Below are 17,455 nucleotides of genomic sequence, written 5' to 3' on the forward strand. Positions count from 1 at the left end.
ACGGCCGGGCTCGAGGCGCACCCGGTGGACCGGGTGATCGTGACGGAGACCGACCATGACTTCGTGAACGTGAAAGTGAAGCCGCTGCGGCGGGCGTTGAGTCGGGTGGCGGCGGGCATGGTCGTCGCCGCAGCGGTGGTCACTGGTGCCGCGGCCCCGGCTTCGGCCACGCCGGCGACGTTGACGACGACGTTCCACCACCCGTTCTACGACGTGACGCGAGGTGCGTTCGTCGAGGCGGCACCGGTGTCGGCGGCCGCGCCCAGGCCATCCCGGGCGCGGCCGTCGGTTCGTCAGCCGCAGTGTTCGAAATCGCTCGTGTACGACACGCCGCCCGCCGTGCCGCCCCACTTGACGCACTTGTTCGCCGCCGCGGCCTTGACCGGGCCGGCGAAGTACGAGAACGCTCCCGAATCCGTCTGTCGCGCCGATCCCTGGACCTCCAGGAACGCCGACGTTGCCGTCGGTTTCCCGGCGGATGCGCTCTTCATCGTGCTCACGCAGTTCTGGCCGTTGGCCGCGTTGTACGACAGGTACGCCGTGCCCGCGGTGCCGAGTGGCTGCGAGTCGATGACGGCGTAACCGCCGCCGCAGGCCGGGGCGCCCAGTGCCGCCTCGGTGATCGTCGCGTAGCGGATCGTGTCGTTCGCGTGCAGTTCCGGGCCCGCCTCGAACAGCACGCCGGCCGATGTCTGGGACAGCTGCACCATGTCCGAGTACGCCGCGTCCTGGCCCCAGACGAGCAGGCTCGCGTCCGTGCCCGTCCAGTTGCCGCCCTCGTCGAACGACGAGTGCACCCGCAGCTGCTTGCGGCGGTCGCACGTGGACGGTGCGGCGAACAGGATCCGGTCGTACCTGCCGCCGGTGTCGGTGGCGCTCATCCGGGCCGTCGAACCCTCGACGACCGGGGTGACGAGGTCGGTGGCGAAGGTGAACTTCGTGCTGAAGGTCGCGCCGCCGTCAGAGCTGATCGCGTAGGCGCGGTTGTGCGTGCCGTCGGCGACGCACTTGTCGTCGTTGTTCGCCTGGTTGCGCGCGGCCGCGTAGACCCGGCCGTCGGCCAGCTCGGTGACGCTGACCTCCTGCGGTTCCATCGCACTCGACGCCGGCTTGTCGGTGGCGCCGAGGTGCCAGGTGACGCCCTTGTCGTCGCTGTAGATCAGCGCGCCGATGGTCGAGTAGCTCATGCCCGCGACGAGCCGCCCGGCGTGCGCGCCGCGGGTGAGCACGATCCCGTGCGACGGCCCGGTGGCCAGCCAGTTCGGCGCCGCCGGGAAGCCCAGCTCGGTGGTCAGCACCTTCGGCGCGCCCCACGTCTTCCCGTTGTCCTCGCTGATCGAGACGCGCGGGATCCGGCCGCAGGCGGGGTTGGTGTAGCACTGCATCGTCGAGAGCAGCACGACGCGGTTGCTGCCCGGGATGACGATCGGCGCCGGGTTCCCCTTCGTGTCGCCGTTGGCCTTGATGACGACCTGCAGCGCGCTCCACGTCTTGCCGCCGTCGGTCGAGCGCTTCATGACGAGGTCGATGGCGCCGAGGTCATTGCAGACGCTCGCGCCGTCGTTGCGGCCTTCGGCGAACGCGAGCAGTGCGCCGTCGTTGGCCTTCACGACGGTGGGAATGCGGTAGCAGTCATGGCCTTCGGTGTTCTTGGCGAAGACCAGGGTGCTCGCCACGTCGGCCTGCGCGGTGCCGATGGCGGCCGGGACGGCGACAACGGCGGCGCACCCCAGCAGCCCGGCCAGCAGGCCTCGGGCGATACGGGTGAACTTCACGGTGGGGACTCCCTACGGATTCGTTCTACGTCCTACGTCTCCGCGACAGCGTCGACCCGGCCCGTACAAGACCCGTACAACCCGGCGTATAACGACCTATACGTGACCGGCAGGAAGACGTCAAGTGAACGCGGCCAGCGTGCCGAACCCGGTCGCGAACACGAGCAGCGTGGACAGGAGACCCAGCAGCAGCGCCCGGCCGCCGCCGCGCAGGAGCGGGCCGAGCCGGACGGCGCAGCCGAGGCCGAACAGCGCGCCCGCGAGCAGGAGCGTCGACGCGGTCTTCGCGACGTCGAGCGCGAACGCCGGGACCAGGCCGGTGCTGCGGACGGCGACCATCGCGAGGAACCCGAGGACGAACAGCGGCACGAGCGGCGCGTGGCCGCCGCGGCGGGTGCGTTCGGTGGCGCCGACGATCGCGACCATCGGGGCGAGCAGCACGACCCGGCTCAGCTTCACCACGATCGCGATCGTCACGGCGCCGGCGCCCGCCGGCCCGGCCGCGGCGACGACCTGGGCGACCTCGTGCACCGAGATCCCGGCCCAGCTGCCGGTGCGGACCGCGTCCAGGCCGATCCAGTGGGCGAGCAGCGGGAGCACGCCGAGGGCGATGCTGCCGTAGCAGGTGACAAGCGCGACGGCGGTCGCGACGTCGGAGTCCTCGCGGTCGACGACGCCCTCCATGGCGGCGATCGCCGACGCGCCGCAGATCGAGAACCCCGTCGCGACCAGCAGGGCGAGCCCGCGCGGCACGCGCACCAGCTTGCCGAGGCCGAGGGTGCCGAGGAAGGTGACCGCGACCGTCACCACCACGGCCGCGAGGGTGCCGGGGCCGAGGTTGAGCACCGTCGGCAGTGCGAGCTGCAGGCCGAGCAGGACGACGCCCGCGCGCAGCAGGCGCTTCGTGACGCGCGCGACGGCTTGGCGGTGCTCGTCGGCCGGCAGTGGCGTGCTCCCGACGGCGATGCCCAGCACGACGGCCACGGTGAGCGCGCCGGCCACCGGCCACGCCGAGCTCAGCGCGTACGCGGCGGCGACGCCCAGCCCGGTGATCACGAGGCCGGGCAGGAGCGGTTTCGCCGTCGTGAGTGCCATGTACCCAGCGTCGCCCGGTCGTGGTCGTCGCGGTAGCCGTCCGTGACGACGTAGGTCATAGACTGGGGCTATGACCGGACCGGATCTGGACTCGCTGCGCCTGCTGGTGCTCGTCGACGACCTCGGCAGCATCGGCCAGGCGGCCACGGCACTGGGCATCGCGCAACCCTCGGCCAGCAAACGGCTGTCCACTTTGGAGCGTCAGCTGGGACTGTCCCTCGTGGACCGGACGCGGCGTGGTTCGGCGCTGACGCCGGACGGCCGGGTCATCGCGGGCTGGGCCCACCGCGTGCTGGCCGAAGTGGACGGGCTGCGGACCGGCGCGGCGGCGCTGCGCACCCAGCGCGGCGCGAAACTGCGCGTCGCGGCGAGCATGACGCTGGCCGAGCACTTCGTGCCCGCGTGGATCGGCGAGGTCAAACGGACCGAGCCGGACACCGACGTCGGGCTCGAGGTGGTCAACTCCGAGCACGTCGCGGACCTGGTCACGCACGGGCGGGTGGACCTCGGGTTCGTCGAGTCGCCGGGACCGTGGCCGGGCCTGAGCACGCGCCGGGTCGCGACGGACCGGCTCGTGGTCGTCGTCCCGCCCGGGCACCGCTGGGCGCGACGACGTCGTCCGCTCACCGCCGCGGAGCTGGCCGCGACGCCGCTGGTGGTGCGCGAACCCGGGTCCGGCACCCGCGAGACCGTCGAGGCGGCACTGCGCCGAGCGGGCGCCGGGCCGGTGAAACCGTTGCTGGAGCTGGGATCGGCGTCGGCGGTGCGCAACGCCGTGATCTCCGGGGCGGGTCCCGCGGTGATCAGCGACCTCGACGTCGTGCGCGAGGTGGCCGGGCGCCGGCTGGTGCCGGTGGCGGTGGACGGCGTCGACCTCGGGCGGGTGTTGCGGGCGGTGTGGCCGGCGGGGCGGCGGCTGGCCGGGCCGGCCGCGGACCTGCTGGCGCTGGCCGTCAGGCCCCGGGCGTGAGGTGTGCTTCGAGGGTTTCGCAGGTGTCGGCGAGCAGCCGGGTGCGGTCGCCTGCACGGGTCGCCAGCACGACGTGGCACGGCTCGACCCCCGTCATCGGCACGGTGGTGACGTCGGGCCGGAGCCGGCTGCGCCGGACGGCTGCCGGGGCGATCGCCACCAGCTGGCCGGCCGCGATCAGTTCGTACTTCTCCTCGTAGCTCTCGAGGAGCGGGCCGTCCGGCGCGGGGCGGCCGTCGGGTCGCGGGTCGACGCGCCAGAACGCGTTCCAGGCCGGGTCGGCCAGCCGGGGGAGCGGCTCGTCGGTGATGTCGGCGAGGGTGACCGACGCGCGGCCGGCGAGGCGGTGGTCGGCGGCGACCACCAGCACGCGTTCCTCGTCGTAGAGCGGCGTGACGTCGAGGCCCCCGGCCGGCAGCGGCAGGCGGGTGACCGCGACGTCGATGCGGTGCTCCAGCAGCGCGGCGGCCGTCTCGTTCCAGCCGAGGTGGCGCGTCACGAACTCGGCGTCCGGGTGGCGGCGGCGCAGGTCCCGCACGGCCGGGGTGACGAACAGGTTCGTCAGGTAGCCGATGGTGAGCCGGCCGGGCGTGGCCGCGGCGCGGGTGCTCGCCGCCGCCTGCGCGGCCGACCGCAGCAGCGCCTCGGCGCGGGGCAGGAAGACCTCGCCGGCCTCGGTGAGCCGGCTGCCCTGCGGCGTGCGGTCCAGCAGGCGCGCGCCGAGCTGCCCTTCGAGGCGGCGGATCTGCCGGCTCAGCGACGGCTGCGTCGTGTGCAGCGCGGCCGCGGCCCGGCCGAAGTGCCGGTGTTCGGCGACGGCGGTGAAGTACCGCACCAGCCGCAGGTCGAGGTCGGTCATGCCCCCAGTGTAGGCCGCTGAGCTGTGGTGATGCCTGAGGCGTATGGCTCGATGAAGGACAGGCGTTGGACGTTTTCGCTGCGCCGGCCGAACCATGGAAGCACAGTTGGTCCAGTACGAGGAGCTTGAAATGCGTGTGTTCGTCACCGGTGCGACGGGGTTCGTCGGGAGCGCGGTCGTCCGCGAACTGCTCGACGCGGGGCACGAGGTCGTGGGCCTCGCCCGCTCGACGGAGAAGGCCGCGGCCCTCGCGGCCGCCGGCGCTTCGGTCCGCCACGGCGTCCTGGAGGACCTCGACGGTCTCCGCGAGGCGGCCGCCGCGTCGGACGCCGTCATCCACACCGCCTACGTCCACGACAACTTCGCCGACCTCACGGCCGCCGCCGCGACGGACGCGGCCGCCATCGCCGCCCTCGGCGCGGCCCTCGAAGGGACCGGGAAACCGCTGGTCGTCACGGCGGCGACCGGCCCGGTGGCGCCCGGCCGGCTCGCCACGGAGGACGACGTCGCCGACCCGGCGTTCCCGCGCGCCGGGTCCGAGGCCGCGGCGCTCGGGTTCGCCGAGCGCGGGGTGCGCGCGTCTGTGCTGCGGCTGCCGCAGTCGGTGCACGCCGAAGGGGACCGTCACGGGTTCGTGCCGGCGCTGATCCGGCTGGCGCGGGAGAAGGGCGTCTCCGCGTACCCGGGCGACGGTTCCGGCCGGTGGGCCGCGGTGCACCGGCTCGACGCGGCGCGGGCGTACCGGCTGGCCGTCGAGACGGGGCAGTCGGGCGTCCGGCTGCACGCCGTCGGCGACGAGGGGGTGCCGTTGCGGGTCGTCGCCGAGCGGATCGGGCGTGGGCTGGACCTGCCGGTGGCGTCGGCGGACGCGTCGCACTTCGGCTGGCTCGCGACGTTCGCCGGCGAGGACTCGCCGGCGTCGGGCGTCCTGACGCAGAAGCGGCTCGGCTGGGTCCCGGAGCACCAGGGCCTGGTCGCGGACCTGGAAGCCGGGCACTACTTCGAGTGAGCTGACCTGGTGGGTTGCCGCCGATCCAACGGCGATATATCGTGTGAATGTCGGCGATACGATGAGCCTGAGGAGGCGACCATGGTGATGAACGCGGGAGCGGGACGGATGTTCGGCGGCTTCGGAGGCGACCCCTTCGGTGGTCACGGGCCGGCCGGGCACCGCGGCCACCCGGACCACGGACTTTCGGGGCGCCACGAGCACCCGGACCACGGTCGCGGGATGCCGGGGCACGGGCGCCCGGGGCACCATGGGCGCCCCGACCTCGGCGACGGGCCACCGGGGCTGCCGGACCATGGTCGCGGGGTGCCGGGGCACCCGGATCACGAGGAGTGGGACGGCCACGGTATGCCGGGGCACGAGGACTGGGTCGGCGGCCCCGACCTGGCGCGCGGCGGGCCGCCGGGAGGCTTTCCGCCGCACCCGCCCCACCCGCCGCAGCCGCCGGGAGTGCCCGGTGGTCCCGGTGGCTTCCCCGGTTTTCCCGGGTTCCCGGGCGGCCCGGGGTCGTTCGGTGGTCCGGGGGGCTGGGGTGGTGGCGCCTTCCAGCGGGTGCGGGACTTCCGCGGCGGTGGGCGGCCGGCGGCGCGGCCGGTGCGTCCGGCCGTGCTCGCGCTGCTGGCCGAGGAGCCGCGGCACGGTTACCAGCTGATGCAGGAGATCCGCCGCCGCACGCACGACCGGTGGCGGCCCAGCCCCGGCTCGGTGTACCCGATCCTGCAGCAGCTGGAGGACGAGGGCTTGGTCCGCACGTCCGACTCGGGCGGCCGCCGCGTCGCCGAGCTGACCGACGCGGGCCGGGAGCACGTCGCGGGCCGTGAGGAGGAGTTCGCCGAGCTGTGGGCCGACGGCGCCCCCGAGGACGAGCCGGGCGCCGACCGCTTCGCCGCCCTGTGGAACGCGCTGGGCGAACTTTCCGGCGCGGCCGCCCAGGTCGGCTACAGCGGCAACGAAGCCCAGGTGGCCGAGGTGAAGAAGATCCTCGCCGACGCGCGCCGCCGGGTCTACGCGGTGCTCGCCGACGCCGGCCTGGAGGACGAGGAAGACTGACCCGCCGAAAGCCGTGAGGGGCACCTTCAGGGACGTACAAGCCCCGAGGGTGCCCCTCACGGCGGCCGGGGTCCTCGAATGTCCTGAAGGGCACCCTCAGGGACGTACAAGCCCTGGGGGTGCCCTTCACGGCGTCCGGGGCGACCGTCCACATCGGACAATGCGCCGGGCGGGTAAGGTCGGACCGTATGGAGGAACGGGACTTCGCGGCGCACCTGACCGCGACCATGACCGGCGGCGCGCTCACCATGCTCATCGGGCTCGGGCACCGGACCGGGCTGTTCGAAGCCGCCGCTCGCGGGCCCGCGACCAGCGCGGGGCTCGCCGAACGGGCCGGGCTGCAGGAGCGGTACGTCCGCGAGTGGCTGGGCGCGATGGTCACCGGCGGGATCTTCACCTTCGACGCGGGGGAGTACGCCTTCCCGCCCGAGCACGCGAAGTTCCTGCTCGGCGATACGTCGTCGAACCTCATGCCGTCGCTGCTGACGCTCACCGCGTTCACCGGCATCCTGCCCGAACTCGAGCGCAGCTTCGCCGAGGGCGGTGGCGTGCCGCGCTCGGCGTACGGGCCCTACCTCGAGACGCTCGGTGCGAAGACCGGCGACAGCTGGAAGCACATCTACCGCGAGCACCTGGTCGACGGCTTCTTCGGCGCCGTCCCGGGTCTGACGGACAAGCTGACCGCGGGCGCACGGGTGCTCGACCTCGGCTGTGGCACCGGGAACGCGATCGCCGTCGCCGCCCGGGCGTTCCCCGCCTCGCGGTTCACCGGGCTCGACATCAACCCCGGCGTCGTCGCGCAGGCGGACGAGACCAACGCCGGCCTGGCCAACGCCGAGTTCGCCGTCGGGGACGCCGCCGAGCTGACGGCCGATCCGCCGTACGACCTGATCACCGCCTTCGACGCGATCCACGACCAGGACCGGCCGGACGTCGTGCTGCGGCGGATCCGGGGCGCGCTCGCGCCGGACGGGCTGTTCTTCATGGTGGACACGTTCTTCTCCAGCGATGTGGCGAAGAACGTCGGCAACCCGCTCGCCGCGCTCTGCTACTCGATCAGCCTGATGTACTGCACCACGACGTCGCTCGCGGAGGGCGGGGCCGCGCTGGGTGCCATGTGGGGCACCGAAACGGCCCGGGACATGCTCGCGGACGCGGGGTTCCGGCACGTCGACGTGCTCGGGTCCCCGCGTCCGCAGAACTGCATCTACGTCTGCCGCGCGTGAATCACTGCTGGTACGGCGCCGCCGCGGCCTTCGCGGCGGTGATCAGCGCACCCTTGTTCTTCGGCCAGAACGTGCTGTCGACGCAGGTGTAGCGCGGCAGGAACCCGCCGCAGGTGCCGCTGGAGCCGCCGACCTCGAATGTCACGCTGGCGACACCGAGCTCGCCGTAGGTGAAGTCGTCGGTGGTGCCGCTGGTGTCGTAGCCGACGGTCTCCTCGTTGGTGCCGACGAGGTAGCCGTTCGACGCGGCGTACTTCGCGCCGAGCTTGCGGTACTGCGCGTCGTTCGGCGAGGTGGCCTGCGTGAAGCCCCACGGGATGATGATGTCGTTGCCGTAGCTGTGCAGCGTGATCATCGTGCCCTTGGCCGTCGTGGGCGCCGGGTCGTTGTTGCCGGTGCCGCGCTGGTCCGGGAAGATCGAGCGGGCCAGCGTTTCGAGCGCCTTCACCTCGGGCTCGGAGCCGGCGCTCGCGCCCTGGTAGGTCTCGGCGCACGGGGAGTTCGAGTCGCCGCCCCACTTGAACGTCGAGTTGCGGTTGAGGTCGATGCCGATGTTCGTGCCGGAGCAGCCGCCGCGGGTGTTGTTCGCGTTCTTGCGCTGCAGCTTCGGCGAGTTGCCGCCGGAGGCGACGATGTCGACGCCGTCCGGGTTGGAGATCGGCACCACCCACACCTCGGTGGTGTCCAAAATGGACTTCGCGGTGGCGTCGGTGGCGTAGCCGTCGGCGAGGTAGTCGATCCAGCGCCAGGCCAGCTCGCCGGTCGACAGCTCGCGCGCGTGGATCTGGGCCATCAGGAAGAACTTCGGCTTCTTCGACGTCGTCGACAGCGTGCAGTCGCCGGTCTGCTTCTTGGTCAGGCAGATCGCCTGGATGTCGTGCCCGCCCTGGCCCTGCTGCTTCTTCCACGACTGGCCGATCGTGTACTTCGTGGCCAGGTCGGGGTGCGCGGCCGCGACGCTCGTGAGGTGGGCCTCGTGCGCGGTGACCGTGCGGTATCCGCCGTAGAAGGTGTCCGCGGCCAGGGAATTCGCCTGCGCGGGCAGTTCCTTGTAGACGGTGTCGTAGAAGCTCGGCCGGTACCCGAGCCCCTGCAGCCGCGCGGCGACGGCCTTGCCGCCGACGACGTACACCGAGCCGGCGTCACCTTCTTCGACGTCGAAACCGGCGTTCGTCAGGGCGGCGGCCTGCGCGGCGGTCGCCGGGACGCGCCAGAAGACGGGCGTGTCGGCGGGCTGCGCGGTGGCGCTGCTCCCGAGCAGGGAAGCGAGCAGCGTGCCGGCCGCCACCAGGGCGAGCCGGGACAGGGACCTTGACGCCATCGGGGGATCTCCTCACGGCCGCACGGATGGGCGCCAGGCTCGGCAGCCCACGGTCACCGAACCGGCACGCACAGTGTGTCGGTGCGGGACAAACCCGCCATACCCCCGAAAGTCGCGAAACCGGCCGACGACGGCGCGCCCGGTCAGCCCAGCCCGGTGTGGGTCTCGTTCAGCAGGGTGACGATCGCCTGGGGCGTACCCGAAGTCAGCACGACAGTCCGGTCTTCGGCGGGGTAGGTCAGCACGCGGCCGCCGTCGGTGAGGTCGAGCGCGGTGAGCGGGCGGGAGCGGATCCGGCCGTCTCGAGTGCGCCGCGCGGTGTAGAGCTGGTGGACGGCGTCTCGGGGGGCCTGCTCCAGCCAGGCCGGCAGGGCGTGGTCCGGCAGCTGCTGGTCCGGCACGCTCGCGCCGTCGGCGTCGGGCAGGGCGTCGAGCAGGCTCGTCGCGAGCCAGGTGGGCCGCACGGGCTCGATGAGCACCGCCGCGTCGTCGGCGACGAGCCGCACCGCCTCTTCGCCGCGCGCGGCGATCAGGACCGCGCCGCATCCGCCGTCTCGGTGCTCGCTCCACGAATAGAACTCGTGGTCGGCGTGCGCGAGGATGCGCAACGACCCGCGCCAGAGGTCGTTGAGGCGGTGGTTGCGAGCGAGCCCGAGCCGGGTGAGCGCGGCCATCGTGCGGTCTTCGAGCTCCCGCACCGCGTCTTCGCGGATCCAGTGGTGCCGATCGGTGCCCAGGACGGCGGGGGCGTCGCCGAGGTCCAGCATCCGCCATGCGGTGAGGAACGCGAGCCGGGGCAGGACGACGGGCTCGTCGAGGACGGGCATGGCGGTTCTCCGGTCGGGTGCTCAGGCGCCGATGGTGGGATCGACGGTGGTCAGGCCGGTTTCGGGGTCGACGCGGGCGTACCGCTCGTCGTCGGTGAACAGGGAGCCGTCGTCGAGGACGTACTTGCGTTCGTGCACCCGGTCGTCCTCGCGCCGGGACCGCGTGCCCGGCGCGGTCGAGCCGGGGGAGGACGGGCGCCCGCCGCCACGGGTCCCTTCGCGCACACCGCTCGAGCCGCCGCGGGGCGCTCCCGCCGGTCCGCCGGGCAGGTTTCCGCGGAAGTTCCCACCGACCCCCGGGAGGGTCGTGCCGGACGGCGAAGGAGCCGAAGCCGCCGGGCCGCCACCGGGCCACTGCGGAGCCGTCGGGGACGCCGGGGTGCCGGTCGCCACGTAACCGGTGGTCGAGGTCGTCCCGGAGGAGGACGCACCGGCGAGCGACGGGGGACCGGCCGCGACCCGGGAGTCTGCTCCGCTGGGCACCGGCGCGGCGCCGAGCTGCGGGCCGGCCGCACCCGGCCGCGCGGCCTGTTCCGGCGCGCCGGGCGGATGGCCGATCGGCGTCCCGGCGGCGGCCGATGCCGAAGCCCCGCTGGGACCCAGCGGACTTCGGACCTCTTGAGCCGAGGACGTCGTGGCGCCGCCGGGTTCCTCCGTGCCCCAGTCGTGCCGGAGAGCGCGAGCCTGGTCGTCCAGGTGGGTGGCGTAGGCGTGGTAACGCTCCAGGTACTGCGCCGCCTTCTCGTTGTAGGCCGTGATCGCCTTCTCGGTGTCGGTGTCCCAGAACGACAGGCTGTCGAACAGGTTCTTCTCCGGTCGCGGCCCCAAGCGAGCCAGCTGGGTCCTCAGGTTCTGGAACGCCAGGTCGGCTTCGGTGATGTTGAGGCAGTTGCGGGCGAACGTCGACTCGGTCGTCTCGACGGTCCGCCCGAACTTCCGGGCGCTGCCGGCGGCCGCGTCGGCCCCGCTGCCCTGCCAGGCCGAGTCGAGCTGCGCGAGCACGGAGTAGAGGATGTCGGCGGCTTCGCGGTGGGCGATCGCAGCCTCCTGCGTCGCTTTCGCGGCCCGGGCCCACTCACTTCCGCCGCCCCGCGTCACCATGCCCGCCAGGTCCTGGACGGACACCACTCTGGCCTCTTTGCCTTGGCGCACGAGATCGGCGGACCACGCGGCGGCCTCCTCCGTCGTCCGCACGGACGCGGGGGCGGCCCGGTAGGCGCCGGCTTGCACACGATGGTTCGACCAGGGGAACAACAAGAATGCCTCCGAGTCCGGGCCTGCGCGGGTCAACTGGGCCGGACCGGCGGGAACGCCCGGGCCGCGTCGGCGTCCTGCCCGCTCAGCCGCCGCAGCGCTTCGCCGGCCTTCGCGGCCAGCTCGTTCAGGTACGCGGTTTCCCGCTCGAGGTGCTCCTGTCCCGCGGCGAACAGCGGCGTGAGCCGTGCGGTGTACCCGAGACTGGCGGGATCGTCCGCGGGAGAGGCCACGGGGACGGCGTGCGCGGATCCCGCGCGGCGCAAGAGCTCGGCCGCGTCCGCGAGCCGGCCGGAGATCGCCCGCAGCCGTGCGGGATCCAGCGCGATGTCCGGGAATCGGGCGTCGGCGGGTGTCACGGCGGTTCGGTCCTCCCTCCGGCACGGCACAGTGTGCGTCGCAAGGGGACAGTCGTGCGGTTCGCCCGGGCCGTTACGCCGGAAACGGAACCGGGGCCGACCACCTCGGTGATCGGCCCCGGTTCGCGAAACCTACTTCTTCAGGCCGTGCTCGATCGACTCGATGATGCGCGGCCGCAGCTCGGCCGCGCTGATGATCGCGTCCACCGAGCCGACCTCGACCGCTCGCTGGATGTTGTGCACGCGGTCGAACTCCGCGGCCACCTCGCCGACCTTCTCCGCGCGGACCGAGGACTGGACCTCGGCCAGCTGGGCGTTCAACGCCGCGCGCTCGGCGCCGCTCGTCTCCGAGACGCGGGTCTGCAGCTCGGTCACCCGCGGGTCGGTCGCCGTGCGGTTGTTCACGTCGCCGGAGAACACCACCGCCGCCGCCGGGGCGCCGCCCAGCACCGAGGCGAACGAGCCCTCCAGCGCCAGCACCGTCATGTTCGGGTTGAGCGCCTTGGAGAACACCACGAACGCGCCGCCGTGGTAGCGGGAGATCACGCAGAACACGATCGGACCGGCGAAGTTGACGATCGCCCGGCCGATCTCCGCGCCGTACTCCAGCTGCAGCTTGCGCAGCGACTCCGGCGAGCCGTCGAACCCGGAGAGGTTCGCCAGCACCACCAGCGGCCGGTTGCCCGACGCCGCGTTGATCGCCCGCGCGGTCTTCTTCGACGACCGCGGGAACAGCGTGCCCGCGGTGTAGGCGTCCGGGCCGTCGGTGGGCGGGAAGCCGCGGCGGGGCACCGAACGCGACTCGATGCCGACCAGGCAGACCGGCCAGCCGCCGATGTGCACGTCCTGCACCGCCGAGGTGTCCGCGTCGGCCATGCCCGCCCAGCGCTCCAGCACCGGGTGGTCCTGGTCCGACAGCGCGCGCATCACCGTGCGGATGTCGAACGCCTTCTTGCGGTCCGGGTTGTGCTGGGCCGAGAAGATCTCGCCGACGGTCGTGAAGTCGCTGCCCACGATCGCGTGCGGGAACGGCGAGACGTCGCGGGTGACCGGGTCGTTCGTGCTCGCCCGCCGCGGCCCGGTTTCGCCCGGCACGACGTAGGTGTGGTCGTAGTGCGACATCAGCACGTCGCGGGCGGCCGGCAGGTTCGGCGCCCAGTACTGCGCCTGGCCGTTCGGGCCCATCACGCGGTCGTAGCCGCCGATGCCGAAGTTGTCCTCGGCCGACACGCCGCCGGAGAAGTCCAGCGCCTGCTTGCCGGTCAGCACCATCGCCGAGTCCGGCGTCATGATGAGGACGCCCTTGGTGTGCATGAGCATCGTCGCTTCGGCGTTCCAGTACGGCTGCGCGCCGACGTTGATGCCGACGACCACGACGTTGATCTCGCCGCCGTCCTGGGTGAACGTCACGATCCGCTTGAGCGCCGCGGCGACCCAGTCCATGTTCTCGGTGCCCGAGGTCATCGAGATCCGGGCGCCCGCGGACACCGCGAACCACTCCAGCGGCACCTGCATCCGCTCGGCCAGGTCCAGCGCCGCGATGACGCGCGAGCACTCCGGCTCCGACAGCGCGCCGAGCGCCTTCGTCGGGTCGCCGAGCAGCACGACGCGGGTGACGCCTTCGGGGTGACGCTGGGTCGGCGTCGTGACGACGCCCGCGATGATCGCCGCGGAGTTCTTGCCCTTCGGGCGATCGACCGGGACCAGCGCGCCGGAGCCGTCGAAGTCGTGCTCGGTGAAGCTGCCGTCCGGGCCGGCGAGCAGGCCGGTCAGCTCGTACGGGTAGACGTTGCCGCGGCGGGCCGCGCGCAGCACCTTCTGGCGGTAGTCGTCGAGCGGCTGCACCGGCTCGTCGGTCGGCGCGCCGACGTGCAGGCGCGCGCCGTTGCCCGGGTCGAGGGTGATCCGGACGGCGATCTCGGTCAGCTCGCCCGCGCCGTTGCGCTGGCGGGCCAGGAACTGGACCTCCTCCAGCCCGGCGCCCGCCGTGGTCGGCAGGATGCGCTGGACCAGCGTGTTCAGCTCTTCGGCGGTGATCTCGGTCGACGGCCAGACGTACATCATGATCCGGTTGGTGTCGAACCGCTTGTTCTGCGGCCGCTGCGCCTGGATGTTGCGGATCGCGTCGAGGCACGCGGTGATCGCGTCCTCGACCGCGGGCAGCGACACCAGCCGGCCGTCGGCTTCGCGCAGCGGCGTCAGGTCGCGGACCTGGCCCATCGCGATGAGCCGCTCGTCGGCCGGGTTGCTCTGGGCGACGGCCTTGAAGAGGTAGATCTCCTCGTCCGACGACGGCAGCCGGGTGAGGTCGAACTCGCGCAGCCGCTGCAGCTGCAGGCGCTGCGCGATCATCGGGTGCAGGCCGCGGATCAGCCGGTCCTCGGCGAAGCCGGCGCCGTCGGGGCGGAACGTGAAGTGGTGGTGCATCACCGCGCCGCTGGTGCCGGCCACCGTGGTGGTGATCCGGCGGACCCCGGCGGGCAGCGACAGCCCGGCGAGCACCTCGCCGAGCCGCACGGCCATGGCGTCGGCGTCGGGCTGGTCCTCCCACGTGACGTAGAGGTCGGCGACCAGGCCGTGGTCCGGGACGTCGACGGCGAACGTGCCGATCGCGCCGATCGCGTCGGGCAGGGCGGCGATGTCGACGGCGGTGGTGACCACGCGCGTGACGCCGTTGCGCCCGGTGTGCTCGGCCGTGACGAACCGGCAGCCCGCGACGTCGTGCGCGGTGACGCCCGACAGGCCGCGGTTGCCGTAGTAGCGGCGGGTCAGGACCTCCAGCAGCGGCGCGTGGTCGCGGCCGGGGCGGCCGATCCGCTGGCCGATGAGCCGCACCAGGGGTTCGGCGCAGGCCACCATCGTCTGGATCCGCTCGGCACGGTCCGGGGCGTCCGGGTGGTGGTCGAGGTGGCGCAGCTGGTCGCGCACCGAGGCGTAGGTGCGGGCGCGGCCGCGGCGCAGCAGCGGCTGGGCGAACCAGCGGAACACCACGCCACGGGCCAGGTCGGACACCACGGGGAAGCGCACCTGCGTCGCCTCGATGAGGTGCTCCAGGGTGAGCCCGGCGCGCTCGCTGTCGGCTTCCAGCGGCGGCGCGCCCGCCAGCCACTGCCGCAGCAGCTCGGTGACGACTCCTGAATCGCCCGGCATCCGTTGCTGCGCCAGGAAGATCCGGAAGACCGCGCCTTCCAGCTCCGGCGTGCGGTCGAGGTCGGTGACGCCGTAGTGGCCGAGCACCTTCGTCAGCTTGGCCTGGAAGCCGGGCGACACGGCCGCCCGCTCGATGTCGAGGCTCTGCAGGTAGCTGTGGAAGAACTCGCGCGGGCTGTGCACCGGGCTGTCCGGCTCGGTGTCCAGCTCGCCGCCCGGCTTGTTGCGGCTCAGCTCGGACAGGTCGGCGAACACGGTCAGCAGTTCCAGCTCGCCCTCGACCGGGCGGCCGCTCAGTTCGGCGCGGGCGGCCAGGTACCCCCCGAGGACGCGCTTGCGCTCGGCCGGGTCGACGTCGAAGCCCAGCAGCAGGCTGCGCAGGTCCTGCAGGCCCCGCTCGACGCGGGCCTCGGCGGAGACGCCCGACGGCTCGGCCGGCAGCTCGATCTCGACCGTCTCGGCCTCGGTGGTGTCCTCTTCCTCGGCGCCTTCGGCCAGCGGCTCCAGCCGCATCAGGGGCGCGCCGGTCTCGACCTGGCTGCCCACCGACACCGGGCACTCGCGGACGCGGGCGCGGAACGGCGCGCGCAGCACCGTCTCCATCTTCATGCTCTCCAGCACCAGGATCGGCGCGTTCGCCTCGACCTCGTCGCCGACCGACAGCGGGGTCGCGACGACCAGCGCGGGCGCGGGGGAGCGGACGACGCCGCCCTCGTCGCGGCTGATCCGGTGGGTGACGCCGTCGACCTCGACGAGGTGGGTCGGGCCGTGCGTGGCGGCGGTGATCCGGAAGCGCTGCCCGTTGACGACGATCTGGCCGCTGTGCGCGTCGAACCGCTTGACCTCGACGTCGGCGTGGTGGACGTCCGAGCCGCCGGCCGAGATCCCGACGCGGAAGCGCTGCTGCCCGATGCGGGCGACGCCGACGCGGTAGCCGACGCCGCGCAGCTTGAGGTCCAGCGGGCGGCCGGACTCGTGCTGCACCTGCGGGCGGCCGCCGTGCGCGGTGTTCAGCAGCTGCTGGACGGTGAGCTCTTCCTCGTCCTCGTAGGCCTCGATGGCGGCCGTGGCCAGTGCGATCGCGGAGTGCCGGTGGGTGACCAGGCGGCCTTCGGCGCGGACGCGGTCGATCCAGCCGGTGTCGGCGCTGGCGTCGATCACCTCGGGCTGGTCGAGCAGGTCGAGCACGAAGCTCTTGTTGGTCGCGCCGCCCTCGATGATCACGGTGGTCTCGGCCATCGCGCGGCGCAGCCGGCCGAGGGCCTCGTCGCGGTTGCGGCCGTAGGCGATGATCTTGGCGATCATCGAGTCGAAGTCCGCCGGGATGGTGTCGCCTTCGCTGACGCCGGTGTCGACGCGGATGCCGGGGCCGGCGGGCAGCGCCAGCCGGGCGATGCGGCCGGGGGAGGGGGCGAAGTCGCGGTCGGGGTCCTCGGCGTTGAGCCGCGCCTCGACGGCGTGGCCGCTCTCGGCCGGCTGGTCGCCTTCGAGCTTGCCGCCGTCGGCGACGTGCAGCTGCAGCTTGACCAGGTCGGTGCCGGTGGTGATCTCGGTGATCGGGTGCTCGACCTGCAGCCGGGTGTTGACCTCGAGGAAGGCGAACAGCCGGTCGCCCGGGTGGTAGAGGAACTCGACGGTGCAGGCGCCGCGGTAGCCGACGGCGACGGCGAGCCGCTCGGCCGAGGCCTTCAGCTCGGCGGTCTGCTCGGGGCCCAGCACGGGGGAGGCGGACTCTTCGATGATCTTCTGGTTGCGGCGCTGCACCGAGCAGTCGCGCACGCCGAGCGCCCACGCCGTCCCGCCGTCGGAGATCACCTGGACCTCGACGTGGCGGGCGCCGGTGACCAGGCGCTCCAGGAACACGACGCCGGAGCCGAACGCGCGCAGCGCTTCCTGGCTGGTGCGCTCGTAGGCGTCGGCGAGGTCCTCGCCGGAGGCGACCATGCGGATGCCGCGCCCACCGCCGCCCGCGGTGGCCTTGAGCATCAGCGGGTAGCCGATCTCGTCGCCGGCGCGCAGGGCGTCTTCGAGGGTGGCGACCGCGCCGCGGCTCCACGGCGCGACCGGGACACCGACCTCTTCGGCGATCAGCTTCGCGCCGATCTTGTCCCCGAGCTTGCGCATCGCGTCCGCGCTCGGGCCGACGAACGTGACGCCGACCTTCTCGCACAGCTCCGCGAACGCGGGGTCTTCAGCGACGAAGCCCCAGCCGACCCACGCGGCGTCGGCCTTCGTGTCGACGAGCGCCTTCTCCAGCACCTCGAGGTCGAGGTACGGCCGGGCCGAGGCCGGGCCGAGGTTGTAGGCGATGTCGGCTTCGCGGACGAAGGTCGCGGTGCGGTCCGCGTCGGTGTAGAGGGCGACCGTCTCGATCCGCTCCCCGGTTTCCGCGGAGAGATCCCGGACGGCGTGGATCAGCCGCATCGCGGCCTCTCCGCGGTTGACGATGGCGACACGACTGAACACCGGCTGAGCCTCCCAAGTACCCACGCACAGAAGGCGACGTCCGGGTCCCGGAGCGTCGCCTGCACTTGCTTACACCCTGGTCGATCACCGACGG

General features: G+C 73.0%; 12 protein-coding genes. 4 read left to right on the plus strand and 8 right to left on the minus strand.

The genetic code is table 11. The annotated features are described in order from the left end of the window. Window positions 1–293 precede the first annotated feature (293 nt). Together MUY22_RS32345 and MUY22_RS32350 are read right to left on the minus strand one after the other, a co-directional pair. Window positions 294–1,775 (minus strand): exo-alpha-sialidase, encoded by a 1,482-nt coding sequence (locus tag MUY22_RS32345; RefSeq protein ID WP_247050954.1) that lies wholly within the window; start codon window positions 1,773–1,775, stop codon window positions 294–296. Window positions 1,776–1,895: 120 nt separating this feature from the next. Further along, on the minus strand, window positions 1,896–2,870 hold the full coding sequence (locus tag MUY22_RS32350) for a YeiH family protein (protein ID WP_247050955.1): 975 nt from the start codon (window positions 2,868–2,870) through the stop codon (window positions 1,896–1,898). A 70-nt stretch (window positions 2,871–2,940) separates the two neighbouring features. Between MUY22_RS32350 and MUY22_RS32355 the strand changes: the two genes are divergently transcribed. Continuing rightward, window positions 2,941–3,840 (plus strand): LysR family transcriptional regulator, encoded by a 900-nt coding sequence (locus MUY22_RS32355; RefSeq protein WP_247050956.1) that lies wholly within the window; start codon window positions 2,941–2,943, stop codon window positions 3,838–3,840. Here the strand turns inward: MUY22_RS32355 and MUY22_RS32360 are convergent. Then, entirely contained in the window at window positions 3,824–4,699 is an 876-nt protein-coding gene (locus MUY22_RS32360) for a LysR substrate-binding domain-containing protein (protein ID WP_247050957.1), read from the minus strand. The two genes, MUY22_RS32355 and MUY22_RS32360, sit on opposite strands and share 17 nt — an antisense overlap. Window positions 4,700–4,829: 130 nt before the next feature. Here MUY22_RS32360 and MUY22_RS32365 point away from each other — a divergent pair, with 130 nt between their 5' ends. From MUY22_RS32365 to MUY22_RS32375, 3 genes are all read left to right on the plus strand, one after another. Then, window positions 4,830–5,708 carry an SDR family oxidoreductase gene (locus MUY22_RS32365; protein ID WP_247050958.1) on the plus strand — a complete coding sequence of 293 codons (879 nt, stop codon included), beginning with the start codon at window positions 4,830–4,832 and terminating at the stop codon, window positions 5,706–5,708. Between the two features lie 306 nt (window positions 5,709–6,014). Next, on the plus strand, window positions 6,015–6,758 hold the full coding sequence (locus MUY22_RS32370) for a PadR family transcriptional regulator (RefSeq protein WP_247050959.1): 744 nt from the start codon (window positions 6,015–6,017) through the stop codon (window positions 6,756–6,758). Between the two features lie 188 nt (window positions 6,759–6,946). Continuing rightward, window positions 6,947–7,984 (plus strand): trans-aconitate 2-methyltransferase, encoded by a 1,038-nt coding sequence (locus tag MUY22_RS32375; protein WP_247050960.1) that lies wholly within the window; start codon window positions 6,947–6,949, stop codon window positions 7,982–7,984. A gap of 1 nt (window position 7,985) precedes the next feature. Here the strand turns inward: MUY22_RS32375 and MUY22_RS32380 are convergent, their stop codons facing one another. The 5 genes from MUY22_RS32380 to MUY22_RS32400 all read right to left on the minus strand — a co-directional run bounded on the left by MUY22_RS32380 (window position 7,986) and on the right by MUY22_RS32400 (window position 17,361). Next, window positions 7,986–9,305, minus strand: coding sequence for a M14 family zinc carboxypeptidase (locus tag MUY22_RS32380; RefSeq protein WP_247050961.1), 1,320 nt, complete (start codon window positions 9,303–9,305; stop codon window positions 7,986–7,988). Window positions 9,306–9,448: 143 nt separating this feature from the next. Then, on the minus strand, window positions 9,449–10,132 hold the full coding sequence (locus MUY22_RS32385) for an ESX secretion-associated protein EspG (RefSeq protein WP_247050962.1): 684 nt from the start codon (window positions 10,130–10,132) through the stop codon (window positions 9,449–9,451). A 21-nt stretch (window positions 10,133–10,153) separates the two neighbouring features. Continuing rightward, complete coding sequence (locus MUY22_RS32390; RefSeq protein ID WP_247050963.1) at window positions 10,154–11,260, minus strand: hypothetical protein; 1,107 nt, start codon at window positions 11,258–11,260, stop codon at window positions 10,154–10,156. 158 nt (window positions 11,261–11,418) lie between these two features. Further along, window positions 11,419–11,745 (minus strand): hypothetical protein, encoded by a 327-nt coding sequence (locus MUY22_RS32395; protein ID WP_247050964.1) that lies wholly within the window; start codon window positions 11,743–11,745, stop codon window positions 11,419–11,421. Between the two features lie 132 nt (window positions 11,746–11,877). Further along, on the minus strand, window positions 11,878–17,361 hold the full coding sequence (locus tag MUY22_RS32400) for a biotin carboxylase N-terminal domain-containing protein (protein WP_247050965.1): 5,484 nt from the start codon (window positions 17,359–17,361) through the stop codon (window positions 11,878–11,880). Window positions 17,362–17,455 lie beyond the last annotated feature (94 nt).

The sequence above is a fragment of the Amycolatopsis sp. WQ 127309 genome (genome assembly GCF_023023025.1).
In the GTDB taxonomy this organism is placed as follows: domain Bacteria; phylum Actinomycetota; class Actinomycetes; order Mycobacteriales; family Pseudonocardiaceae; genus Amycolatopsis.

Coding starts and splice junctions, on each gene's coding strand:
- MUY22_RS32350 (WP_247050955.1), bottom strand. CDS start 2,870: ATGGCACTCACGACGGCGAAACCGCTCCTGCCCGGCCTCGTGATCACC.
- MUY22_RS32355 (WP_247050956.1), top strand. CDS start 2,941: ATGACCGGACCGGATCTGGACTCGCTGCGCCTGCTGGTGCTCGTCGAC.
- MUY22_RS32360 (WP_247050957.1), bottom strand. CDS start 4,699: ATGACCGACCTCGACCTGCGGCTGGTGCGGTACTTCACCGCCGTCGCC.
- MUY22_RS32365 (WP_247050958.1), top strand. CDS start 4,830: ATGCGTGTGTTCGTCACCGGTGCGACGGGGTTCGTCGGGAGCGCGGTC.
- MUY22_RS32375 (WP_247050960.1), top strand. CDS start 6,947: ATGGAGGAACGGGACTTCGCGGCGCACCTGACCGCGACCATGACCGGC.
- MUY22_RS32380 (WP_247050961.1), bottom strand. CDS start 9,305: ATGGCGTCAAGGTCCCTGTCCCGGCTCGCCCTGGTGGCGGCCGGCACG.
- MUY22_RS32385 (WP_247050962.1), bottom strand. CDS start 10,132: ATGCCCGTCCTCGACGAGCCCGTCGTCCTGCCCCGGCTCGCGTTCCTC.